At 37.6% G+C, this 20,368-nt stretch carries 21 protein-coding genes; 10 read left to right on the top strand and 11 right to left on the bottom strand.

All coding sequences use genetic code 11. The features are described from left to right. The first annotated feature begins 25 nt into the window (after positions 1-25). The 3 genes from B7C41_RS16040 to B7C41_RS16030 are packed head-to-tail and all read left to right on the top strand — an operon-like array spanning position 26 to position 2,998. Complete coding sequence (locus tag B7C41_RS16040) at positions 26-562, top strand: thioredoxin family protein (protein ID WP_085299977.1); 537 nt, start codon at positions 26-28, stop codon at positions 560-562. Next, the gene (locus B7C41_RS16035) at positions 540-1,277 is read left to right on the top strand and encodes a gluconate 2-dehydrogenase subunit 3 family protein (RefSeq protein ID WP_235839750.1); all 738 of its coding nucleotides are present in this window, start codon (positions 540-542) and stop codon (positions 1,275-1,277) included. The genes B7C41_RS16040 and B7C41_RS16035 overlap by 23 nt, the downstream gene beginning before the upstream one ends. After that, a complete protein-coding gene (locus B7C41_RS16030; RefSeq protein WP_085299976.1) occupies positions 1,274-2,998 on the top strand; it encodes a GMC family oxidoreductase in 1,725 nt (574 codons plus the stop codon). The genes B7C41_RS16035 and B7C41_RS16030 overlap by 4 nt, the downstream gene beginning before the upstream one ends. Positions 2,999-3,005: 7 nt before the next feature. Here B7C41_RS16030 and B7C41_RS16025 read toward each other — a convergent pair whose 3' ends face one another. Further along, entirely contained in the window at positions 3,006-4,139 is a 1,134-nt protein-coding gene (locus B7C41_RS16025) for a 2OG-Fe(II) oxygenase (RefSeq protein WP_085299975.1), read from the bottom strand. Positions 4,140-4,370: 231 nt separating this feature from the next. Here B7C41_RS16025 and B7C41_RS16020 point away from each other — a divergent pair, with 231 nt between their 5' ends. The 4 genes from B7C41_RS16020 (at position 4,371) to B7C41_RS16005 (ending at position 8,698) form a co-directional block, all read left to right on the top strand. Continuing rightward, on the top strand, positions 4,371-5,234 hold the full coding sequence (locus B7C41_RS16020) for a YicC/YloC family endoribonuclease (RefSeq protein ID WP_085299974.1): 864 nt from the start codon (positions 4,371-4,373) through the stop codon (positions 5,232-5,234). Positions 5,235-5,529: 295 nt separating this feature from the next. Then, a complete protein-coding gene (locus B7C41_RS16015; RefSeq protein ID WP_085300281.1) occupies positions 5,530-6,846 on the top strand; it encodes an amidohydrolase in 1,317 nt (438 codons plus the stop codon). Positions 6,847-6,985: 139 nt separating this feature from the next. Next, a complete protein-coding gene (locus B7C41_RS16010) occupies positions 6,986-7,648 on the top strand; it encodes a YceH family protein (protein WP_085299973.1) in 663 nt (220 codons plus the stop codon). A gap of 72 nt (positions 7,649-7,720) precedes the next feature. Further along, positions 7,721-8,698, top strand: coding sequence for an HNH endonuclease (locus tag B7C41_RS16005; RefSeq protein ID WP_085299972.1), 978 nt, complete (start codon positions 7,721-7,723; stop codon positions 8,696-8,698). 305 nt (positions 8,699-9,003) lie between these two features. Here the strand turns inward: B7C41_RS16005 and B7C41_RS16000 are convergent, their stop codons facing one another. The 8 genes from B7C41_RS16000 to B7C41_RS15965 form a co-directional block, all read right to left on the bottom strand. Continuing rightward, positions 9,004-11,133, bottom strand: a complete 2,130-nt coding sequence (locus tag B7C41_RS16000; RefSeq protein ID WP_085299971.1) for an ATP-binding protein — start codon at positions 11,131-11,133, stop codon at positions 9,004-9,006. Continuing rightward, the gene (locus B7C41_RS15995; protein ID WP_085299970.1) at positions 11,123-11,575 is read right to left on the bottom strand and encodes a hypothetical protein; all 453 of its coding nucleotides are present in this window, start codon (positions 11,573-11,575) and stop codon (positions 11,123-11,125) included. The genes B7C41_RS16000 and B7C41_RS15995 overlap by 11 nt, the downstream gene beginning before the upstream one ends. Beyond that, on the bottom strand, positions 11,575-12,492 hold the full coding sequence (locus B7C41_RS15990; RefSeq protein WP_085299969.1) for a hypothetical protein: 918 nt from the start codon (positions 12,490-12,492) through the stop codon (positions 11,575-11,577). The genes B7C41_RS15995 and B7C41_RS15990 overlap by 1 nt, the downstream gene beginning before the upstream one ends. Positions 12,493-13,049: 557 nt before the next feature. Next, a complete protein-coding gene (locus B7C41_RS15985) occupies positions 13,050-13,454 on the bottom strand; it encodes a hypothetical protein (protein WP_085299968.1) in 405 nt (134 codons plus the stop codon). Between the two features lie 365 nt (positions 13,455-13,819). After that, complete coding sequence (locus tag B7C41_RS15980; protein ID WP_085299967.1) at positions 13,820-14,011, bottom strand: DUF3185 family protein; 192 nt, start codon at positions 14,009-14,011, stop codon at positions 13,820-13,822. Between the two features lie 40 nt (positions 14,012-14,051). Continuing rightward, positions 14,052-14,213 carry a YqaE/Pmp3 family membrane protein gene (locus tag B7C41_RS15975; RefSeq protein ID WP_085299966.1) on the bottom strand — a complete coding sequence of 54 codons (162 nt, stop codon included), beginning with the start codon at positions 14,211-14,213 and terminating at the stop codon, positions 14,052-14,054. 104 nt (positions 14,214-14,317) lie between these two features. Next, on the bottom strand, positions 14,318-15,022 hold the full coding sequence (gene aqpZ / locus B7C41_RS15970; RefSeq protein ID WP_085299965.1) for an aquaporin Z: 705 nt from the start codon (positions 15,020-15,022) through the stop codon (positions 14,318-14,320). Positions 15,023-15,152: 130 nt separating this feature from the next. Further along, positions 15,153-16,211, bottom strand: a complete 1,059-nt coding sequence (locus B7C41_RS15965) for an OmpA family protein (RefSeq protein WP_085299964.1) — start codon at positions 16,209-16,211, stop codon at positions 15,153-15,155. Between the two features lie 259 nt (positions 16,212-16,470). Here B7C41_RS15965 and B7C41_RS15960 point away from each other — a divergent pair, with 259 nt between their 5' ends. The 3 genes from B7C41_RS15960 to sigX are packed head-to-tail and all read left to right on the top strand — an operon-like array spanning position 16,471 to position 18,112. Beyond that, positions 16,471-16,737 (top strand): hypothetical protein, encoded by a 267-nt coding sequence (locus B7C41_RS15960; RefSeq protein WP_158089149.1) that lies wholly within the window; start codon positions 16,471-16,473, stop codon positions 16,735-16,737. After that, positions 16,737-17,561, top strand: a complete 825-nt coding sequence (locus B7C41_RS15955) for a mechanosensitive ion channel family protein (RefSeq protein ID WP_085299962.1) — start codon at positions 16,737-16,739, stop codon at positions 17,559-17,561. The genes B7C41_RS15960 and B7C41_RS15955 overlap by 1 nt, the downstream gene beginning before the upstream one ends. Before the next feature lie 17 nt (positions 17,562-17,578). Further along, on the top strand, positions 17,579-18,112 hold the full coding sequence (gene sigX / locus B7C41_RS15950; protein ID WP_085299961.1) for an RNA polymerase sigma factor SigX: 534 nt from the start codon (positions 17,579-17,581) through the stop codon (positions 18,110-18,112). 129 nt (positions 18,113-18,241) lie between these two features. Here sigX and B7C41_RS15945 read toward each other — a convergent pair whose 3' ends face one another. Together B7C41_RS15945 and B7C41_RS15940 are read right to left on the bottom strand one after the other, a co-directional pair. Next, positions 18,242-19,321: a metalloprotease gene (locus B7C41_RS15945; RefSeq protein WP_085300280.1), complete on the bottom strand. Its 1,080-nt coding sequence runs from the start codon at positions 19,319-19,321 to the stop codon at positions 18,242-18,244. A gap of 93 nt (positions 19,322-19,414) precedes the next feature. Then, a complete protein-coding gene (locus tag B7C41_RS15940; protein WP_085299960.1) occupies positions 19,415-20,332 on the bottom strand; it encodes an EamA family transporter in 918 nt (305 codons plus the stop codon). Positions 20,333-20,368 lie beyond the last annotated feature (36 nt).

Here is a 20,368-nt window from a genome sequence, read left to right as displayed (position 1 = left end):
AATGTCATCGAAATAGAGAGAATTTATGAAATTTCACTTATTTATTATTTTGTTTTTATCAAGCTTATTAGTCACTAGCCAAGCACGTGCACAAGAACCTGTAAGTGAATATGGCAAAGAGTTACCACTATATAGCCAAATCTATAGCGATAAGCGTGATCCGTTTAAAGATGCGCAAGCGGCAATTAAATTAGCACAAGAAACTGAACGAAACGTGCTTATTGAAATAGGTGGAACTTGGTGTACCTGGTGCCATAAAATGGATGCTTTTTTGGAAAAAAACCCAGAAGTTTATCAACAACTACACAATAAATATGTTTTGCTAAAAATAAGCGTAAGTGACAGTAATGAAAACGAAGCCTTTATGAAGTCATTACCTCCTGTGCAAGGTTACCCGCATATGTATGTATCAACCAGTAGTGGCAATATGTTGCTGTCTAAAGATACGGCAGAATTACTCGATAAATTAGAGTACTCTGTAGAATATTGGTCAGCTTTCTTAGATAAGTGGCAAGTAAAAAATAACAAGGTAAATGGCAATGTCTCAAGTACAAAGAGTTAAAGCAATGTCTCAAGTAAATTCATTCTTCGATAAAAATTTTCGTACACCACAATGGCTACGAAAAAAAGTTTCTCGTCGTAACGCATTAAAATCTGCTGCAGGGGCTACTATGGTAGCAGTTATGCCAATACGCAGTTGGTCGGCTGTTACTGCTAATAAGCTTGATGGTGCATTGAAAACTGACCCTTGGCTAACGTTAGATGCTGTATTAGCGCACTTATTACCAGAATCACCAACAGGACCCAGTGCGAAAGAAATTCAGGTTACGCAGTACTTATTCAATGTTGTTTTTCAGCAACCAACAGAAAAAGCTGAAATTGAATTTATTTATAAAGGTGTTGGTTGGTTAAATGGTTTTAGTGATAGCCAATTACAGAAAAACTTTGTGTTATTAACTTTTGATGAAAAAGAAACCATTTTGCGTACAATTAGTAAATCTACCGCGGGCGAGAATTGGTTAAGTAACTTAGTCGGTTATATTTTTGAGGCTATGCTTTCCCCGCCAAGTTACGGTGGTAATCCTAATGGTATAGGTTGGCAATGGTTAGAGCATCAAGCTGGCTTTCCGCTACCTAAAGCAGGGCAACGCTATTACGAATTACCGGGCAAGCAACCAATAACGTTAAGTCGTAAAACATCGACTGTTAATAAAGCAACAAACGTTGTAAGTCATCAGCAATATATCGGCAAGCAAGTAGGAACTCGAAAAGCATGAAATATGATATTTGTATAGTGGGTAGTGGCGCTGGTGCATCACCTGTTGCTTATACCTTAGCCAAAGCTGGCGCTAAAGTATTAGTACTTGAAAAAGGGGCTTGGTTAACGGAAAAAGAATTTTATAAAGACGAACTAGCCATTAGCTTGCGTGATGCTTATAACCCAAAACTTGAAGATGAGCAGCACGTTATTGAAGAAGAATATGAAACCGAAGACGGTGAAAGCTTTTGGCAAGGTGAAGCAACTAGCGAGTCAGGTTGGAGTTTTTGGAATGGACAAGTTGTCGGTGGGTCCTCAAACTTTATGAGCGGTTATTTTCATCGATTAAAACCTATTGATTTTCGCTTGAAATCAGAATTTGGCGCTATTGAAGGAGCCAATGTTGAAGATTGGCCAATAAGTTATGATGAACTTGAGCCTTATTACGCGATGGTTGAAAAAGTAGTTGGTGTTTCAGGTCGAGTTTCAAAGCATCCACATCAAGAGCCTCGTTCAACAGACTTTCCATTTCCACCAGTGGCTGAACATGGAATCTCCTCATGGATTGATAAAAGTGCTGAAAATATTGGCTATCACTCGGTACCAGTGCCGCGTGCAATATTGTCACAACCAGCAATGGGCAGAAATAGTTGTGAATATTCAGGTTACTGTAGTAGTTATGGCTGTGCATCAGGTGCTAAAGGTAGTGGTCGAGCAGCCTTGCTTAACCACGCGGTAGCGACAGGTAATTGCACCATAACACCTCATGCAAAAGTGTATAAAATTCAAACCGATAGCCAAGGTAAAATCTCTGGCGTGCTTTACTACGACAAAGCAGGGCGTCAACATGCAGCAACGGCTAAATATTATGTTGTTGCGTGCCAAGCGGTAGAAACTTCGCGTTTATTATTAGCGTCAAAAGGTGAAAAGTTTCCTAACGGCATTGCTAATAACACCGGGCATGTTGGTAAAAACTTAATATTTAGTGGTGGCGGAACAGGTCGTGGCGACTTCTTTTATAAAGATTTAACTAAAGAAAAACAGGCGCAATTAAAGCAAGTAGGGCCTTTTATTAATCGCGCATTACAAGATTGGTATCAGATTGATGACAAAGCCTTTAACGGCTTTAATCGTGATGGTAAAGCTAAGGGCGGCACAATAGACTTCCTCTTTTATCAAAACCCTATTGCTCGCGCGCAAAGCACTAAATGGCAATACAATGAAGCTCAGGATAGTGAAAAGCTAATTTGGGGTGAAGAACTTAAACAAAGCATGAAAAAAGAATTTACCACCTATAAAACCTTACGTTTTGAAGTGTTTAATGATTGGCTGCCAACCGACAATTGTTTTGTCGACTTGGATGATGATGTTACTGATAAATGGGGGGATCCGGTTGCTAAAATACGTATTGGTGCCCATAACCACGATTTAGATGTTGGTGAGTACTTGGCTGAAAAAGCGGAAAAACTATTAACAGAAATGGGGGCAACTAATATTTCATCATCAGTTAGTAGTGCGCCAGCGTCAAACTTAATGGCTGGCGGTTGTCGTTTTGGTAACGACCCTAAAACTTCAGTGCTGAATAAAAACTGTCAAGCACATGAAGTTGATAATCTATTTGTTACTGATGCGTCATTTATGCCAACAGGTGGTAGCGTGCCTTATACGTTTACCATTTACGCTAACTCCTTCCGAGTGGCTGATCACATTAAAGAACGCTGGCAGAAAAGCGTTAGTTAGTTTCTTGCTATAAATTTAACTCAATAAGGTTCTGTTTATAGCTAGTTTCATTAAGGCGGTACCACTTGCTTAATATCCACTTATCGCCTGAGATTACTGGCAAGCTTTGATGTAGAGAAGGTGGTAAAGGAGCTAATTGTTTGCTGACATTATCGAAAACAATTAGCTGGCCTACTTGACCTGGTAATTTTTCTGAAATTCGAGGGAAGTACGTTTCTCCCCCTTCTTTCGCTGGCGATAAATAACAAAGTGCAGTCCTTACTCTTTGTCCACCATCTTGCATTGCTAATGCAGAGCCTGGGTCTTTTGGGTGGAAAAAATCGTAGTGGGGCTTGTACTCGTTGCCTTTCTGATAATAAAGAATATTACTAACTTCACCATGACTAATCGGCAAGTGAATAAGTTTGGCAATACGCTGTTCAATATCAAGTAACACCCAATCACTTGACGTTGGAATCAATTGACTAAATTGGTTCGTTCTAACAGGGCTTTGCTCTTTCTTACCACTCTCTGCATTCACTACCATTGATGGCTCAAGTGATTTTTGAGCTCTAAGCTTTAACCATGCACATTCAAACTCATTAAGAAAATTATCAGCTGTTGCGAGTGATATTTCTTGATTATGATAATGCAGCGTATGCCGCGTATTATCTGAGCGTTTAAATTTTTGATAGTTCGGTTTTTCAATGTCGGTTGTTTTATGAACTAAACCAAGCGCAAGTATGATATCGCTAATACCATCAATTTTGGTGTGTGAAAATAATATTCTTTTCGCCAGCTCAGTACTTCCATTAGCATAAGCTAAATATACACAAACCATTATTGCAGGCTCTTCTTCGCGTAGGTAGGCTTGTTCTAAAAAAGCATTAAAATCTAGCGTTAACTCGGGATGAAAATACAACAGCATGGCCATTTTGTAATTCGCCATAGGAACATTGTTTTGAGCCAGTTGTAATAAGTTTCCAATGCCTTCATTAGGGTCTTTTTGCATTTGAAAGTCTACTTGAGCAAGTAAAGCCTCAGGAATTTTTTTGTCTAAAAGTGGCAAAAAAATCTCGTTCAATTTTTCAAACTCACGATCCGAAAAGTATTGACGACATTGCTGTAATTGCTTTGTGTGTTCGGAATTTTTTGTGTACATAGTTAATTTGAAGACCTTAAACGATTTATGCCATTAGAATGTATTCAGTATCATCATAGCTTTTCAACACTTTTAATTCATCGAGTTTAACCATGATATTGAATATTTAGTAACATTCAGTGGATCAGATACATGTTTGATACAAGTATATAAACGCTCGGAAACTAGATCCCTGATCTTAGCTAGGGCATAATCCCAACTATTGACCATATTAAATATTTAGGAAATTCTATGATCCACAGCATGACAGCATTTGCTCGCCATGAAGTAAAAGGCGAGTGGGGCAATGCAGTTTGGGAAATCCGCTCTGTAAATCAACGTTTCCTCGAAACTTATTTTCGCTTACCTGAGCAGTTTAGAAGCATAGAGCCAGTATTACGTGAACGCTTTCGTAAGCAATTAAATCGCGGCAAAGTGGAATGTAACTTACGTTTTAATGCTAATCCGGGTGAAAAAAGTAATTTATCAATGAATACCGCGCTTGCTGAAAACTTGCTTAAACATGCAAATTGGATCAATGAGCAAACATTGAATAGCCAAGTTAACCCGTTAGAAATTATGCGCTGGCCTGGCGTGATGGAAGCTGAAGAATCAGACATGAATGCCATTCAAGCTGAAATTCTTGCTGGTTTTGATCAAGCACTGAAAGACTTTATTGTTGCCCGAGCTGATGAAGGCGCCAATATGAAAGCGCTTATTGAGCAACGCCTTGATGGTATCGTTGAACAGTCAGAAGTTGTCAAAGGGCATATGCCTGAAGTTATTGCATGGCAACGCAAACGTATCACCGACAAATTTTCAGATGCGAACATCGAGCTTGAATCATCACGTGTTGAACAAGAACTTGTGTTGTTAGCGCAAAAAATGGATGTTGATGAAGAAATTGACCGCCTATTTAGTCACGTAAAAGAAACTCGTAGTATTTTGAAAAAAGGTGGCGCACAAGGTCGCCGTTTAGACTTCATGATGCAAGAGTTCAACCGAGAAGCGAATACCTTAGGCTCAAAATCAATTAACGCTGATATCACTAATTCAGCCGTTGAATTGAAAGTACTAATCGAGCAAATGCGTGAGCAGATCCAGAACATCGAATAACAGCTCAATTATTTTTAAATGAGTTATGTGACACCTAAAGCCATCAACAGTCTGTACTACCCTTGCGTTAGTGGACTGTGATGGTTTCTTTCCACTTTGTAACCTTCTTTAATCGTTATTCGCAATAGTTAAAAATGATAAGCAGAATAATCACTCTTTCCATACTACCTGCTTAGTTTTTTATACCTAAATCAATTACTTTTCTAAGTTATATTTTCAATGACTTCAATTAACATTGTAGCCTTGTCCGCATTTAGCTAAGATGAATTATCCGCAATTTTTACTGAGTAATACAATGAAAACTATAGCATTTATAACAGCCGCTTTATGCATCGCCAGCAGTTCATTAACCTATGCTGCAAATGACAATGTAAAATCAGTAAAGGCTGCTATGCCTGAGCTTATGACGCTATATAAAGACTTACATCAAAGCCCTGAGCTATCGAGTTACGAGTTCAATACCGCTAAAAAATTAGCTAAAACGGCTCGTGAACTTGGTTTTAAAGTGACAGAAGGCGTTGGTGGCACCGGTGTTGTTGCGGTGTTAAAAAATGGTCAAGGCCCTACGGTATTAGTGCGTGCAGATATGGATGCACTGCCTGTAAAAGAACAAACCGGATTAGCATTTGCGTCAAAAGTTACCACTACCACTGAAGAAGGCTTACAAAGTCATGTAATGCATGCCTGTGGACATGATACCCACATGACAAGCTGGATCGGCACAGCAAAACTACTCAGTGAAAATAAAGCCAATTGGTCAGGCACGTTAGTGATGATATTACAGCCAGCGGAAGAACGTGGTCGTGGTGCAAAAGACATGCTAGCCGACGGCTTATATGAACGTTTTCCAAAACCTGATTATGCCTTAGCATTTCACAACTCTGCAGGCTTAAAAGCGGGTGTTATTGGTTATACCTCAGGCTTTACCCTTGCCAATGTTGATAGCGTAAATATTCTAGTCAAAGGTGTTGGTGGCCACGGGGCTTACCCGCACGCAACGAAAGACCCTATCGTATTAGGCGCTCGAATTGTTGGAGCTTTACAAACCCTTGTTAGCCGTGAATTAGACCCACAAGATGCTGCTGTTGTCACCGTAGGCAGTTTTCAATCAGGTACTAAGCACAACATCATTTCAGATCAGGCATTATTGTTACTAACCGTGCGTAGCTACTCTGATGAAACCCGCCAAAAATTAATTGATGGCATTACTAGAATAGCGAAAGGTGAAGGTATCGCCATGGGTTTACCGGAAGAATTGTTGCCGGTAGTTACCGTAAAAGACGAATACACGCCTGCAGCATATAACGAACCTGAATTTACCAAGAGAATGGCTAAGTTATTTACTAGCGAGTTTGGTAAAGAACGAGTAGAAGAAGTACCACCAGTAATGGCTGGCGAAGACTTCAGTCGTTACTACCGCGCAGATAAAAACATTAAAAGCATGATATTTTGGGTTGGTGGCGTACCGCACGATAAATGGCAATTAGCGAAAGAAACCGGTGAAACTTTACCATCACTGCATAGCCCGTTTTGGGCACCTGATGCTGAAAAAGTCATCGCTACCGCGACACAAGCAATGAATAGCGCTGTGCTAACTATATTGGCGAAGTAACCAGAATTAATGTCATAGCTAAACCAACGTTAAATTATGGATTTTTACAAGTAACCTTTGCGAGTACCTTTTACTAGCAAAGGTTACAGTTAATTCGTAAAGCTCTATTACTAGAAGTTTTAAAAAGGATGCCTTCAGTATGATCACACTATCAGCAGAGCAATGCCGCATTATCGGCGTCATGCTAGAAAAAGAAACCACCACACCCGAGCAATATCCAATGTCGTTAAATGGCATTACCACAGCTTGTAATCAAAAAAGTAACCGTGAACCGGTTATGTCGTTGTCAGAATCTGACGTGCAAAATACTATCGATGAACTGTCAAAAATGAACCAGTTAATGATAGATCACAAAGCCTCTGGTCGAGTCAGCAAATATTATCATTATTTCTGTGATACCGAATTTGGCAATTTGAAGTTTAGCTCTCAGCAAAGGGCCATTATTTGTGTGCTATTACTACGCGGGCCACAAACACCGGGTGAATTAAGAACTCGCACTAATCGCCTAGCTGACTTTTCCGATGTGCGTGAAGTGGAAACTGCCTTAGAACAATTACAAAATTTAAACGGACAAACACTGGTTAAAAAACTCGAACGAGAACCCGGAAAGCGTGAGTCTCGTTACGTGCATTTATTCTCTGATATTGATGAAAGCTATAGTGTTGACTCTAGTGCTACTCAAACAGTGACTGAACCTTCAGTAAGTAACAGCCAACTAGCTCATCGAGTCACGGAACTAGAGCAACAAATTGCTTCATTAACAGAACAAGTCGCTTGTTTAACTGAGTTGCTTGAAGATTAGTGATTGTTGATTTGTAATACCAACGGTAGTGATAGATAAGTTTGTAAAAAACAAAATATAGGGATGTAGTAATTGAATTATTGGTGGGTTAACCAAAATCAAACTTTTAAAAAAGAGTTTAACGGTAATTATCTATGGTCACCGAAAAGAAAATCTAATGGGCAAATGAACCCGTTCTATGAATATATGAAAGGTGTTGTGCCCGGAGACATAGTTTTTTCTTTTGCAGATACCTACATAAAAGCAATTGGAGTCATTCAATCTAATGCTTATGCATCTCCTCGACCTATAGAGTTTGGCAAAATTGGCGCACAGTGGGGGAGTGTTGGTTGGAAAGTAGATGTTCATTACATTCTATTAAATAATAAAATACGCCCCGCTGACTATATGAAAGAACTCAAGCCAAAGCTCCCTGAAAAGTATTCACCGTTACAATCAACAGGTCGTGGGAATCAATGCGTATACCTAACCAAGTTACCAGAACCATTAGCAACAGCATTGATCGAATTAATCGGATCTGAAGCAGGAAATTTAGTTGATAACTTATTATCTGTTAATGAAATTACGCCTGAATACAACTTTAAACCAACTAAAGGGTTGAATGAGTGGGAAGAAGACCTAGAAGACAATGTTAGAAATGATATCTTGATACCTGAAACAGAGAGAAAGTCGATCATTATGGCTCGCAGAGGGCAAGGTGTATTTAAAAAGAGAGTTGCACTTCAAGAGACTCATTGCCGTATAACCGAAGTGAATGAAATATCTCATCTACGCGCTAGCCATATAAAACCGTGGCGATATTGTGAAGACCATACCGAAAAATTAAACGGCAATAATGGTTTGCTTCTTACGCCAACAATTGACCATTTATTTGACCGCGGCTTCATTTCGTTTGAAAGCGCTGGCGGTATTTTAGTTTCTCCTATCGTAGAATCCTCATCTCTTTCTCGTATGGGTATTAATTTATCGGTTAAGAATAATGTCGGTACATTTAATGAAGAACAGCAATACTTTTTGGAATATCACCGAAAAGAAGTGTTTTTAAGTTAAGTTGAAATAACTACAAATAGTGTACATAGATGAAGTATTTGTTATTAATCTTTCAACGCGTGTACTGAAAAGCATTAGATTATTAGCAAACGCAAAATGACACAGGCAAAATTATAGACTTTGTTAATTCTGTTTGTTGGTTAGATTGAATAAGAGCAAAAGTTGTATTTTTTATAGCTGTGCGATTGCAGCTGGACTACATGATGGTTAAACCAAACAATTAAAATTTAGCGTAAATAAAGTGATGTATTAATTTTACTTACGCTAGTTCAATATGGATATACAACAAAATATTAAAGTATATCTTAAGTACTTTGGTGTCTCGATACAGAATTAGTTGATATTTTAGTTATAATTTTTCTCGGTAAATACTCAAGTTTAAAATTATTAACATTTAACCCTGCAACCGATGTCGCGTAGTTTTCATCATTTTCATCAAATGATGCTGCAACAATACTTTGTAGGCCTTGTGTTGTTGATAATATTTCCAGCATTTTATTCACACTTTTTGTACTCATAGAGTGTTGAGCTGGCTCATCAAATAAAATCAAACCAGGATGGTTTCCACCAGTAGAAGCAGATGTTTTATATAGAGCAATTAAATAAGACCAAATCAACCTTACAAAATCACTCGCAGATGAATCTGATTTGATATCTGTAGTACTTTTTACACCTTCTTTTTTCTTCAACTCAGATGGCGTATCCAGTTGCTCTCTCAACTCAAGATCTTGTAGGTAAGGAAGTAAAGTTCCCGCTTTTATCTCGATCTCATTAATCTCTGCACTACGATATCCAAAGTTAGATGCTAATAATTTAAATTCATTTGAGAATTTTGAAATTTTAGCTCTATCTTCATAAGTAAAGCTGTACTTAGTTAAATTTAAAATAGAACCGTTTAGCTCTTTATACGCCACTGACAAATTAGCTAATATTGTAAGGATACTTTCTACTTTTTCTTCTAGTTTGCTTAGCTCTGCCTGTCTGTTTTCCAATGTTATTTTGCGCCTGACATCAGATTCTTTAACTGTGTTAGTTGATTTTATATCTCGTTTCAATGAAATCAATTCTTTCCTGAATTTGATGATTTCTCTGTTTATCGTTAACAGTTGTCCTTTGTCTCTTTCAATATTTTTCTCTAGTCCATCAAGTAGAGACTTAGTCATTTTATTTTGATTGTCCAAATGTGTAATATTTTCTTGAAGAGACATTGGCATTGCAACGCTATCTGGTGAAATTAAGATGTCATCAATAGGGTTCATACAAGTGTGGCATTTGCCTTTAGCAAAATCTAATTCTGATTCATCGGCTCCAAACTTGACCAGTTTTTCAGTTAACTTGTTAGCTTTTAAATCCTTTTTTATACTTTTCAAGCTTTCAACGTATTGACCAAGCTGAGATTCATTGATCTTTATCTGGCTACTACACATACTCTGCATAACTAGTAATTCATCAATTCTATTTTGAATTAGCTCAATATTTTTTATTAAAGCCAGAGGCTCTTCAGATAGTTGAGATTTTTCATTTTGAATGACCTCGATCATATTTTTCCTGAGTTCTTCTCTTATCGATTTAATTGGCTGAATTTCAATCCCTTTCCTTTCGCTAATCGAAACGAGCTTTGAATCGAAGTCTATAGATGGTGCTTTGCTAAGTCCTGAAATTGATAAATATTTACCTTCAACCGTAAGCTTAATTTCAGTAATTAGTTCTGACCACTCAGCCGTGAGTTTTGAACGCTGAGACTGAAGTTCATTAAGTTTTTTAGTATTCCTAAATACATCTAGGTCAAGTAAGAAGCTTGCCACTTTTTCCCTCATACTACTTACGCCGTAATATGGAATATTTGCAATATAGTCAGTCCAACCGCGTTTTTGTTCTACTAAAAGAGCTGAAAAAATTGCTTGCAAGTAAAGTTTTGTTTCTTTGCCTTTATTGTCAGATAAGCTTGGAAGCTTCAATCCTAAAAATTTTTCTAGATACGCAAAAAATCCTCTTTGCTCATCTTGAGCCGAACCCGCATCGTGCAAAAAAGTATACCGGCTTTGTAAGTTAGTTAAAGAAGGATCCGTTAAGTAAGCACCCTCTATAATCTGAATCAGCTTTGTATCAGCTTCATCTGATTTAATCACTCGCTTTAGCGTAATAACTCTACCATCTCTATTTTCTAACTCTAAGTACACTGAAGAGTTGATAATTCGTTTATCAACTCCATTTAGATCAAATCTACTTTTTAAAGCGTAAGGTAACGCTGCGCTACCTTTAGAACCAATGATTTCTTCCATACCAAGAGCGTAAATTAGAGAGTTAACAAATGTACTTTTCCCTGATGAATTATCGCCACGAATGATGTTAAGGCCGCAGCTAAACGGAATGCGATACCCATAATCTGAATTGTCTGTGGCTGCTAATTTTACAAATAATTGATTAAATTTCATCTACCCACCTTTTCGCTGCTTGTGTCACCATTGTTTCCGTTATTTTTTTTGCAATGGTTTTTAATTCATTAGTTTCTGTATCGAATAATTCCAAAAGTTTAGTTCCTAAAATAAAGCGTTCTGATTTACCCGTTAATTGATAAGCGCCATTGGATGTTCTAGTAAGTAAACCTTCAGAGGTTGCATAGCTAAGAGCCATGTTAAGTGATGGATCTATTCCCCAGACACCTAGTAATAACTCTTTCTGTTTTGCTGAAAGCTGTAGAGCCTGTAAACGTTTCGGATCCAACATCGCCCAGTTGAATAAATGCAACTTCAATAAGCTAGCTTTTCCACCAGAGCAGCAAAGTTTAAGAATTAGTAATAGTTTTCCTATTTTATACATGGGTCGTAATTCAGGGATTACCGCCGCTTTTTTGCGAGAGAACCTTAGTTTACTCATTATTCAATTCTCATAGGGCATTCAGCAATCCACTTCGCCACCATATGTTTCGTAATTGAAACTACGTCCTCATGTTCAATTGTTGATATATGACTATCTTTTCCAAAGCGTTCAATCAGTTTCTCTTCCATCGATGTTATCAACTTCTGTGGGCTATCTACCCAGCTCATAGAAACTTCCTCCACGTCATCTTCAAAATTATTTACTAACTTTGCAATACGCTCATACAATTCTGGCGATTGATTGAAAATACGTCTTAAAATATCGTAACCATCCAAATAGAGCCTTTTGGTTAGTTCATTAAGTCGAATATGATTTTTAGGCTTATATACATTTTTGATAACACTACGGATTTTGTTTTTATCTCTAATATTGTCATCATACTCAGTAGTCATTTCAGGTTCCGATATAATCTCACCTATGGCACAAGAAAAACTTAGCTGTTCTCCTTCAATAATTTGTTGCTGTCTGATGTCCTGAATAAAATGTCCAAGGTCTTTTACGAGCACTTGAAAATCATCAGCTATGAATTCAAGATCTTCAGCCTCAACTTCCTTTTCTTTTTTTCTAGCATGAGCATGGATATCATGCTTACCGATCCGAGGGGTAATAAACAACCATTGTGAAATCTTGCAATCTCCAATGTGTTTAACTATTTCTTCTTTATTTGCTGATAATTTTTTTATATCAGTAGTGATTTTATCACGCTGTTTTTCATGAAGAATCCCAGCAACATATTCCTCATCAGGGCAGTAACACTGAATCATGATACCTTCCTTAAGTACAAATCCTTCAATACCGAGGTCACCGGGTGAAGCTACCATTTCTTGATAGGTATCATATTTCTTTTTAAAAACTGCTTGTATTAAGCTTTCCCACTTGTCACCGTCTAATGAGCCAATGTCAGTATAAATCATATATTCTTAGTACCTACCGGATAAAAATTGTAATATTTTAGAAAGTTGTAAATCAAACACCACCACTTCCACTATTGTTACGTACTTTTGATCGATAATACTGCCCCATCAAACGCTTTAGCCAAGCCGTTCACTGTTTAATAATTTTATTAAGTAGAGTTATATTTCTTTCTACAAAAAAATCGCGGAGCACTATATTTTCTCTCGACCAATTAGTAACGAAATTAGCTGATTTAATCTTTTAAATTAATGAGATAGGAACTTACTACACATTTTAAATAAAATACATGTCAGCGCATTACAGCAATGAAAAAGTAATTCGCTATTGAACTCTGCCGAATAGATGTTGTTTATGATTATATTTTTCGGTGCTTTTTGTGTAAGCGAGATATTATATTTATAGATAGTCAGGGAAGTTAGGAGAGCATTATACAATGAATATCACAAGAAAGCTGAAACACCCCATGCCCGCGTATTTGTGGCATGAGACAGCTAAGTTGGCAGTAGGATAAATAACATTTAATAATCGCTATAAGGGTGAATGCTAATTTACAAGGCTACTGGTTATGCACCAACCCTGTATCATCATTTTCAAAACCATGACAAATATAGCCAACTACTGTCCGTTTTTTCTTGGCAATTTGATGAAAGTGTTCATAACCAACAGAAAAGGCAAAAGGGTTTGCGTTGTAGTCGGCGTAGGATTGATCAGCGCCGTTTTTAGCTTCGCGAGCACCAGCGGCAAATGAACTTAAAAAGTCATCTCGGTTGTTAATCAAAATGGTGGTGGCGCCACTACCGCCTTCTACTAATTCTAGCGCGCCTAATTCAATGTACTTATCCACAACAGTGTTATTGAAATATCCGCTGTATTGCTCTGTTTCAATATCATAAGAAACGGCAGCGTCATCGCCTGCTTCCATTAATGACACAAATAATTCTCTTACTTTTTTTGAAATCACAGCTTGTTCCTTTCACATGTTTTTTGATAAGTGCCAGCATTTTAACTGGCCTAAATCTCAAATAATATCGTTGCTTTCAATCCTAATAACCAGCTATTGGTCAATCAAGTGCCTTGTTCATGAAGAATTATCGCTATTAAAATTTGACTCACTAATTAAGTTGATTGGTTTAACTGACTTAAATATGGAACTTAATATACTAAAAAGCAGCCCTGCTAGGGGCTGCTTGCTTTAGAAAAACAATAACCTTCACGTTAAAGGCTTTTGCTTTTACTTCAATGTGCCGCGAGAACAATTCCGTTCGAATAATTAGTACGCATAGCTAGTACTCGTTATCGCAGCAAACTATCGAAGAAAGTTCATGCTCACTTTAGCCATGTGAAACCGATTAAAACGGTAGCGATGCCGCCAGCCATACCCGCCCAAACTTTAATAGGGGTATCACCAGTTAATGTACGGTTTAACTGCACGCTAGCTGAATCATATATGTCGTAACCCCACAGTGCTAAAACGACACCGATGATAATAAGAATTACACCAATAATTTTACTCGTCATTATTACTCTTAATTAACCTTTATTAATGAAATGCACAGCACTACTTTTTTGTGATAAGCCAGATAGCATGCAAAATGCCTGGAACATAAAATATTAAGCATAAAACTATATTTATTATTAAGTCTTTTCCTAATCCACTTTTTAAAAATACTGCGACGGGCGGTAACAATAACGCCAAGATAATATGTACGAGTTTATTCATGATAAATCTCCTGTGATTTTTTATATTAGTTATAAGGTTTACGCTGCTAGCGTGGTGTTTACATGAAATAAGTAACACTTTACTAGTAGCTGTTTATATCGATTTTATTGAGCTTTTTCGTCGTCTTCAAACCATCGGTAAACTATGCCAGCCAAAATTGCACCTACGATTGGCGCTGCCCAAAATAGCCATAATTGTGATATCGCCCAGTCGCCTTGAAAAATAGCAACACCGGTGCTTCGTGCTGGGTTAACCGAGGTATTAGTAATCGGGATACTGATCAGGTGAATAAGCGTTAGGCCCAAACCAATCGCGATAGGGGCGAAACCTTGTGGCGCACGTTTATTTGTGGCGCCTAAAATAATGATAAGAAACATAAAAGTCATTACTATTTCGGTCACTAGTGCCGCGGTTAAGCTGTATCCACCGGGTGAGTGTTCTGCGTAACCATTTGATGCAAAGCCAGCTGATACGTCAAAGCCTGCTTGTCCTGTGGCAATAACGTACAGTACTGCTGCGCCTGTAATACCGCCTACAACTTGTGCAATTATGTATGGTGCAAGTTCTGCAGTAGGGAATCTGCCGCTTGACCAAAGGCCAATTGAAACCGCCGGATTAAGATGACAACCAGAGATATGTCCAATCGCAAATGCCATGGTTAATACGGTAAGACCAAATGCTAAAGAGACACCCAATAAGCCAATGCCTACATCTGGAAACCCCGCGGCAAGTACAGCACTACCGCAACCACCCAGTACTAACCAAAAAGTGCCGATAAATTCAGCACCCATTTTTTTTGTTAATGTCATTTTACATTCCTTTATTAAGATAGATAACGAGTTTTATGTTGAATTTAGCAAGGTAAGCCCAAGCTACTTGTAGATACTGAACTTTGCATCTTTGGTTAGCTTGGGTATTAATGCTTTTTAGCTTTACTTGCTACTTTTTAGTCACTACTTCCTTAATTTTTGTTTCTATTTTGGCAACTACTCGACGATTTACCTGGTGATCAGCACGACTATTTCCTTGAGAAATTAACTGTGTTTCACCGAAACCGGTTGCAGATAAACGGCTAGCGTCAATATTAAACTGATTAATTAAGCTATTTTTAACGGCATCAGCGCGCTTTTGTGAAAGCATTAAGTTATAAGCGTTATCACCAGCTGCAGAGCTGTGTCCTTCAATATCAACCGTGGTGTTTTTGTACGCTTTCATGAAGTCAGCTAAGCGTTGAATGTCATTTACCATGGCTGGTTTTAACTGCGAGCTATTATTTGCAAAGGTAACATTTAGATTAATTGCTGCTGTTTTTTCTGCATACAAGGTGCAGCCTTTCGAGTCGACTTTTACGCTTGCTGGCGTATTCATGCAATTGTCATGTGCATTACTAACTCCGTCATTGTCAGTATCAACAACCATTACTTTTTTCGCTACTGGCGTTGGTGCTACTGCTTTTTTTACTGCTTTATTAACGATAGGAGATTTTTTGACGTCACCAAAAGTGTATTGTAAACCAACTTTAAAGCCTTGGTCGGTATAGCCATAATTTACATCGCGGTAAACAACGGCTTCACTAAATACAGAAAAGCGATCATTTAGTTGAAAAGTATGACCGGCACCAACATTAATAGCGTTGTAACTTTTCACATTATTAAAACGTTTCACACCAGTGAAAAGGTAAAAGTTGCTGTCTTCAACTTTATAAATAGCGTCAATACCTGCGCGTGTTCCGTAATCATGATCACGGCCATTGTTAATGTCGTAACGCGTTTTTGCTAATTCAAAGCGGGCATTCCATTGGTCATTAATTATTTTTTGTAAATCAATACCAATACCTTTACCGGCTTCAATTTGTTGCCAGTCAATGTTGTTGTCTTTACTTGTACTTGATTTTATATAATCGCCAAATACGCCTACTTTCCATGTTTCATCAATGTTGTTTGCCGCTAAAGGTGAGCTAATGAGTGCAGCGAGGAGAGTTATGTTAAAAGTTTTCATGGATAAATCCTTATTAAGTTTTGATGTAATATTCTTATTAGTTAGCTCTATAACGGATGGGGAAAGTAAAAGTCACAAATTTTATTTATTTTTTTAATTTAATGATGAAAACGGTAAAAATTAATGAATTAGCGTAAAATACACGCGATTTAAAAGTGCGTATTCAATGATAAGAATAAAATTTATACAAAATTAATGTGACTTCTTAACTTTTCAAGCGTTAAAGGGTTAAGCAATGAACGTACTGCTGGAGGATGAAGTGAAAGATATAGAAAAAAACATAGCAGAAGAATTAAAAAATAATTCTGAATTAGCTTTTAGCACTTCAGATGACGAATTATTTAAACGTGCAACAGTAACTGCCAATAACCAGCAGGGGACGAAAGATCTTTTAGCGCTGGGTATGGCGTCGATTTGGGTGGTTTTTGTCAGCATATTTATGAAAATTTTAAAGCCAATATTTAAGCAAATGGCCAATAACTCAAAAACGATAAATAAGACTACAACTAATAACGGGAATAAATAATGGATACTGATAACATCACTGAAAAAGCATACTCAGGCTTTATCGCTATTTGGCAGAAAGTGATAACCTTTCTACCTGATTTGATTGTCGCCATTCTATTTTTACTTGCTGGTTGGATTGTGTCATCGCTGATTAAAAGTTTTTTGAATAAGTCGTTAACTAAAATTGGTTTTGATACTTTTTTAGATAAACTGGGTTTAAATACTTTGCTGAATAAAATGGAAGTGACCGTTACCGGTAGCCAAGTAGTTGCGAGTATTATTTCAACCTTTTTCTTATTAATATTTTTATTAGCGGCGTTAGACATTGTTGGGTTAACGGTACTTTCAGGGCTAATTGATACTTTAATACTATTTTTGCCTAAGTTACTCGCTTCGCTTGCCGTATTATTATGTGGTTTTTTTGTTGCGCAAATTGTTTTCAATGGCGTAAAAATAGCAGCTAAAAACACCGGTGTTGATTACGGACGCTCTGTTGCTGAAGTGTGTCGCGGTATTATCATCGTTATCACTGTTTCATTATCAATTACTCAACTCGATATTGATGTTTCCTTACTTAATAATATTATGACCGTTGTTATTGCTAGTGTTGGTTTAGCTGCTGCCATTTCGTTAGGTATTGGTACTAAGTCAATGGCACAAGAAATTGTTGCCGGCGTGTATTTACGAGAAATGTATCAAGTAGGTGATACGATTGAAGTACAAGATATCAAAGGAACATTGGCTTCTATTGGTAGTGTAGCGAGCAAAGTCATGGGTGAAGGTGAATCAATGACAACCATCCCTAATACCTTTTTATTAGCTAACAAAGTTACTAAACAATAACTGGAGTTTTTTAACGTTTGACTACGTTTAATGAACGTCAGCTTGTTGCTTTAGTACAAGAAAATCTGCCCTATGACACGCGTTTATTTCAGCAGTTAATTACACCATATTTACCTTTATTAAAGGGGTATTGTGCAAAACTGCTGAATAACCAGCCTGATGCAGAAGATGTTGTACAAGAAATAATTATTAAGATACTCACCCAGTTGAAAAACTTTAAGTGGTCAGTGTCTTTTAAAGCGTGGCTGTTCAAAATTGCGCATAACGAGTGTATTAACAAAATAAGAAGCCGGCGTTGGGATACCATTGAACAAAATGAAGAATACCTAGAAAACTTGGTTGCTGATGAAAGTAATCATGAAGATTTAGCGACGGCACTATCCTCATTAATGGTAGATTTATCATTCGCTGATCGTAACATAATGCTACTACGTTACCGCACTGATTTGGAGTTTCAGGAAATAGCCGATATTTGTAATTTAAAGCTTTCTGCTGTGAAAATGCGCCATAAAAGAGTGATAGAGTTTTTAAAAGGGCAATTAAAAGAGTAACTCTACTCGTGTTGAGTTGCTTGCTTTAAAGAGCTATAAAATTACTCGCAGTACATTTTATTTAATAGAATAGCGTTAGAAATTAAGGTAGTAGGTATTAGTTGCCATCTACCTTAAATAACGTTGAGCTTAACTGCCTAATATTTTAAGTGGTAGTGATAAAGCGTCGTTACCTGTTTGGCCAACTAGCCAAATAATGCCACCTAAACCTGCAACCGTAACCACATACCATACCGCTGAGACAATTTGCGCATAGCGATTAAGTGGCAGTAATGGGCTTAAATGTCGGCGTTTATATTCAAAGAATATTTCAATGCTACCAATCGCCAGTAAAAAGCCTAATAACGCTAAACCAAAGTGATAACTAATATAAATACCAAATACTGCCCCTAGTACACAAGCCACTAACCCCAATTTTGAATTGATCGAAAAGGCGATGCTTTTAAGCACGTGGCCACCGTCTAATGGCAATATCGGTAGTAAGTTAAACAAATTCAGCAGGGCATTAAATACCGCGATGCCGGCCAGTATTTCGATATCAGTCAGCCAATAACCCACTAAACAGGCAATGGAAAGTATTAGGCCGAAGAAGGGCCCCATGATGGAAATAACGATATCTTGCCAGCGAGTATTAATTTTGTCGTCGCTAAGGGCTAAACCGCCAACAAAAGGAATGAGGTAAATGCCTTTGGTTTTTAGGCCAAAGTATTTCATTGCCTTGATATGACCATATTCATGAAAAACTAAACAAAGAATTAAGGCAATGGCAAATTGAATTGAAAATAACCAGCTATACGCGGCTAAACTACCTGCAGCAAACAGCACCTTAATGACTTTAGCGCTTTTCAATAGCTTTAAGCCAAGGCCTGCCAAGCCAACAAAACTAAACTTAATCGCTTGTTTTTCGCCTTGAATAACTTGTCGCTGTTCTATATCTTTTTCATGCAGGGTATTGTCGAGCAAAACTTCGTTATTTACTAACAGTTGAAATTGCAGTGCAAAAGGTTGCCATTGCAATACGCCTTTAAGTTCTATTTGTATTTCACCTTGCTCACTTTGTAAAGAAAACTGGTGTAAAAATGCTTCATTATCGGCATTAGCATCAATTTGTGAGACACATTGCTCGTCCCAAAAAAGCTGTTGCCAACCGGCCATCGAACCTTCTAATCGTAGTGTTTTACCTAAACATTCAACTTCTAATAATTGCACTTCATACTCACTAATCATCTATACGCAAATAAACCTTGCCCGATTATCACTATATTTAGCGATGCAGCAAGGTTTATCGGTAAAAAGCACTGATCACTTAGCGAGTTTGCACTTAAGTTTTATTGCTGAAGTGGATTGGCGTAAATACTCTTTCAGCTTTTTTGCGTTTATTAAACCAATCATTAAGCCAGTAAGTACCAATATACAGGCGACGGCTTTCATTGTGCCTATTTTCTCTTGGTAAAAAATCGCACTACCCAATAAACCAAAAATAGGCACCAATAAAGATAACGGGGCAACAGTACTTAAAGGATATTTCACTAACAAACGATTCCAGACCCAGTAGCCAAATAACGTAACTGGATAGGCTTGGAATAGCACAGAGAAGATAACTGAGGGATTCATCAGTAAATCTGAAGTTGGTAACTGTTGATGAGAGCCTTGTAAAAAAGCGAGGATAAACAAAGGTAAAGGCGCAAATAACATGCCCCAAATACTAAAGGAAAAAACTTCTTTGGTGCCAGCCTTTTTGACAATAATACTGGTAATACTCCAAGACAAAGAAGCGATTAAAATAAGCAGTAAGCCTAATGTCGTTACTGAACCATCGGTTACCAATATACTTAACACTAAGCCCATAATGGCAATGACGCTGCCAATAATTCTCATGGAAGTGATATTTTCTTTAAGTAAAAAGTAGCCAACTAACAAACTGATAACAACATTCATTTGCATTAATACCGAGGCCATGCCAGCAGAAAGTCCAGCTTGAATTGACCAACTCCCCATGCCCCAAACTCCAATCGCAAAGGTTAAGCCGTAACCGACTAAATAGCGCCATTTTACCTGTGGTCGTTTAACAAAAAACACCGCTGGAATAACCGCAAAAGTGAAGCGCAATGCGGTTAGCAACAACGGGTCTATTTCGCTGACGCCAAGTTTGATCACCGAAAAGTTTAGTCCCCAAACTATCATGACAAAAATGCCCAGTAGTAGATCTCGATTATTCATTGTTTGTCCTTTTAATAGCCAGCAGGTAAATTTGTT

Source organism: Cognaticolwellia mytili (assembly GCF_002104475.1).
GTDB classification, from domain to species: Bacteria; Pseudomonadota; Gammaproteobacteria; order Enterobacterales; family Alteromonadaceae; genus Cognaticolwellia; species Cognaticolwellia mytili.
This window is presented reverse-complemented; position numbering and strand designations above follow the sequence as displayed.

What these genes read in the sequence shown, in the direction of transcription:
- B7C41_RS16040 (WP_085299977.1), top strand. Translation starts at nt 26, where the DNA reads ATGAAATTTCACTTATTTATTATTTTGTTTTTATCAAGCTTATTAGTC.
- B7C41_RS16035 (WP_235839750.1), top strand. Translation starts at nt 540, where the DNA reads ATGTCTCAAGTACAAAGAGTTAAAGCAATGTCTCAAGTAAATTCATTC.
- B7C41_RS16030 (WP_085299976.1), top strand. Translation starts at nt 1,274, where the DNA reads ATGAAATATGATATTTGTATAGTGGGTAGTGGCGCTGGTGCATCACCT.
- B7C41_RS16025 (WP_085299975.1), bottom strand. Translation starts at nt 4,139, where the DNA reads ATGTACACAAAAAATTCCGAACACACAAAGCAATTACAGCAATGTCGT.
- B7C41_RS16020 (WP_085299974.1), top strand. Translation starts at nt 4,371, where the DNA reads ATGATCCACAGCATGACAGCATTTGCTCGCCATGAAGTAAAAGGCGAG.
- B7C41_RS16015 (WP_085300281.1), top strand. Translation starts at nt 5,530, where the DNA reads ATGAAAACTATAGCATTTATAACAGCCGCTTTATGCATCGCCAGCAGT.
- B7C41_RS16010 (WP_085299973.1), top strand. Translation starts at nt 6,986, where the DNA reads ATGATCACACTATCAGCAGAGCAATGCCGCATTATCGGCGTCATGCTA.
- B7C41_RS16000 (WP_085299971.1), bottom strand. Translation starts at nt 11,133, where the DNA reads ATGAAATTTAATCAATTATTTGTAAAATTAGCAGCCACAGACAATTCA.
- B7C41_RS15995 (WP_085299970.1), bottom strand. Translation starts at nt 11,575, where the DNA reads ATGAGTAAACTAAGGTTCTCTCGCAAAAAAGCGGCGGTAATCCCTGAA.
- B7C41_RS15990 (WP_085299969.1), bottom strand. Translation starts at nt 12,492, where the DNA reads ATGATTTATACTGACATTGGCTCATTAGACGGTGACAAGTGGGAAAGC.
- B7C41_RS15980 (WP_085299967.1), bottom strand. Translation starts at nt 14,011, where the DNA reads ATGACGAGTAAAATTATTGGTGTAATTCTTATTATCATCGGTGTCGTT.
- B7C41_RS15975 (WP_085299966.1), bottom strand. Translation starts at nt 14,213, where the DNA reads ATGAATAAACTCGTACATATTATCTTGGCGTTATTGTTACCGCCCGTC.
- aqpZ (WP_085299965.1), bottom strand. Translation starts at nt 15,022, where the DNA reads ATGACATTAACAAAAAAAATGGGTGCTGAATTTATCGGCACTTTTTGG.
- B7C41_RS15965 (WP_085299964.1), bottom strand. Translation starts at nt 16,211, where the DNA reads ATGAAAACTTTTAACATAACTCTCCTCGCTGCACTCATTAGCTCACCT.
- B7C41_RS15955 (WP_085299962.1), top strand. Translation starts at nt 16,737, where the DNA reads ATGGATACTGATAACATCACTGAAAAAGCATACTCAGGCTTTATCGCT.
- B7C41_RS15940 (WP_085299960.1), bottom strand. Translation starts at nt 20,332, where the DNA reads ATGAATAATCGAGATCTACTACTGGGCATTTTTGTCATGATAGTTTGG.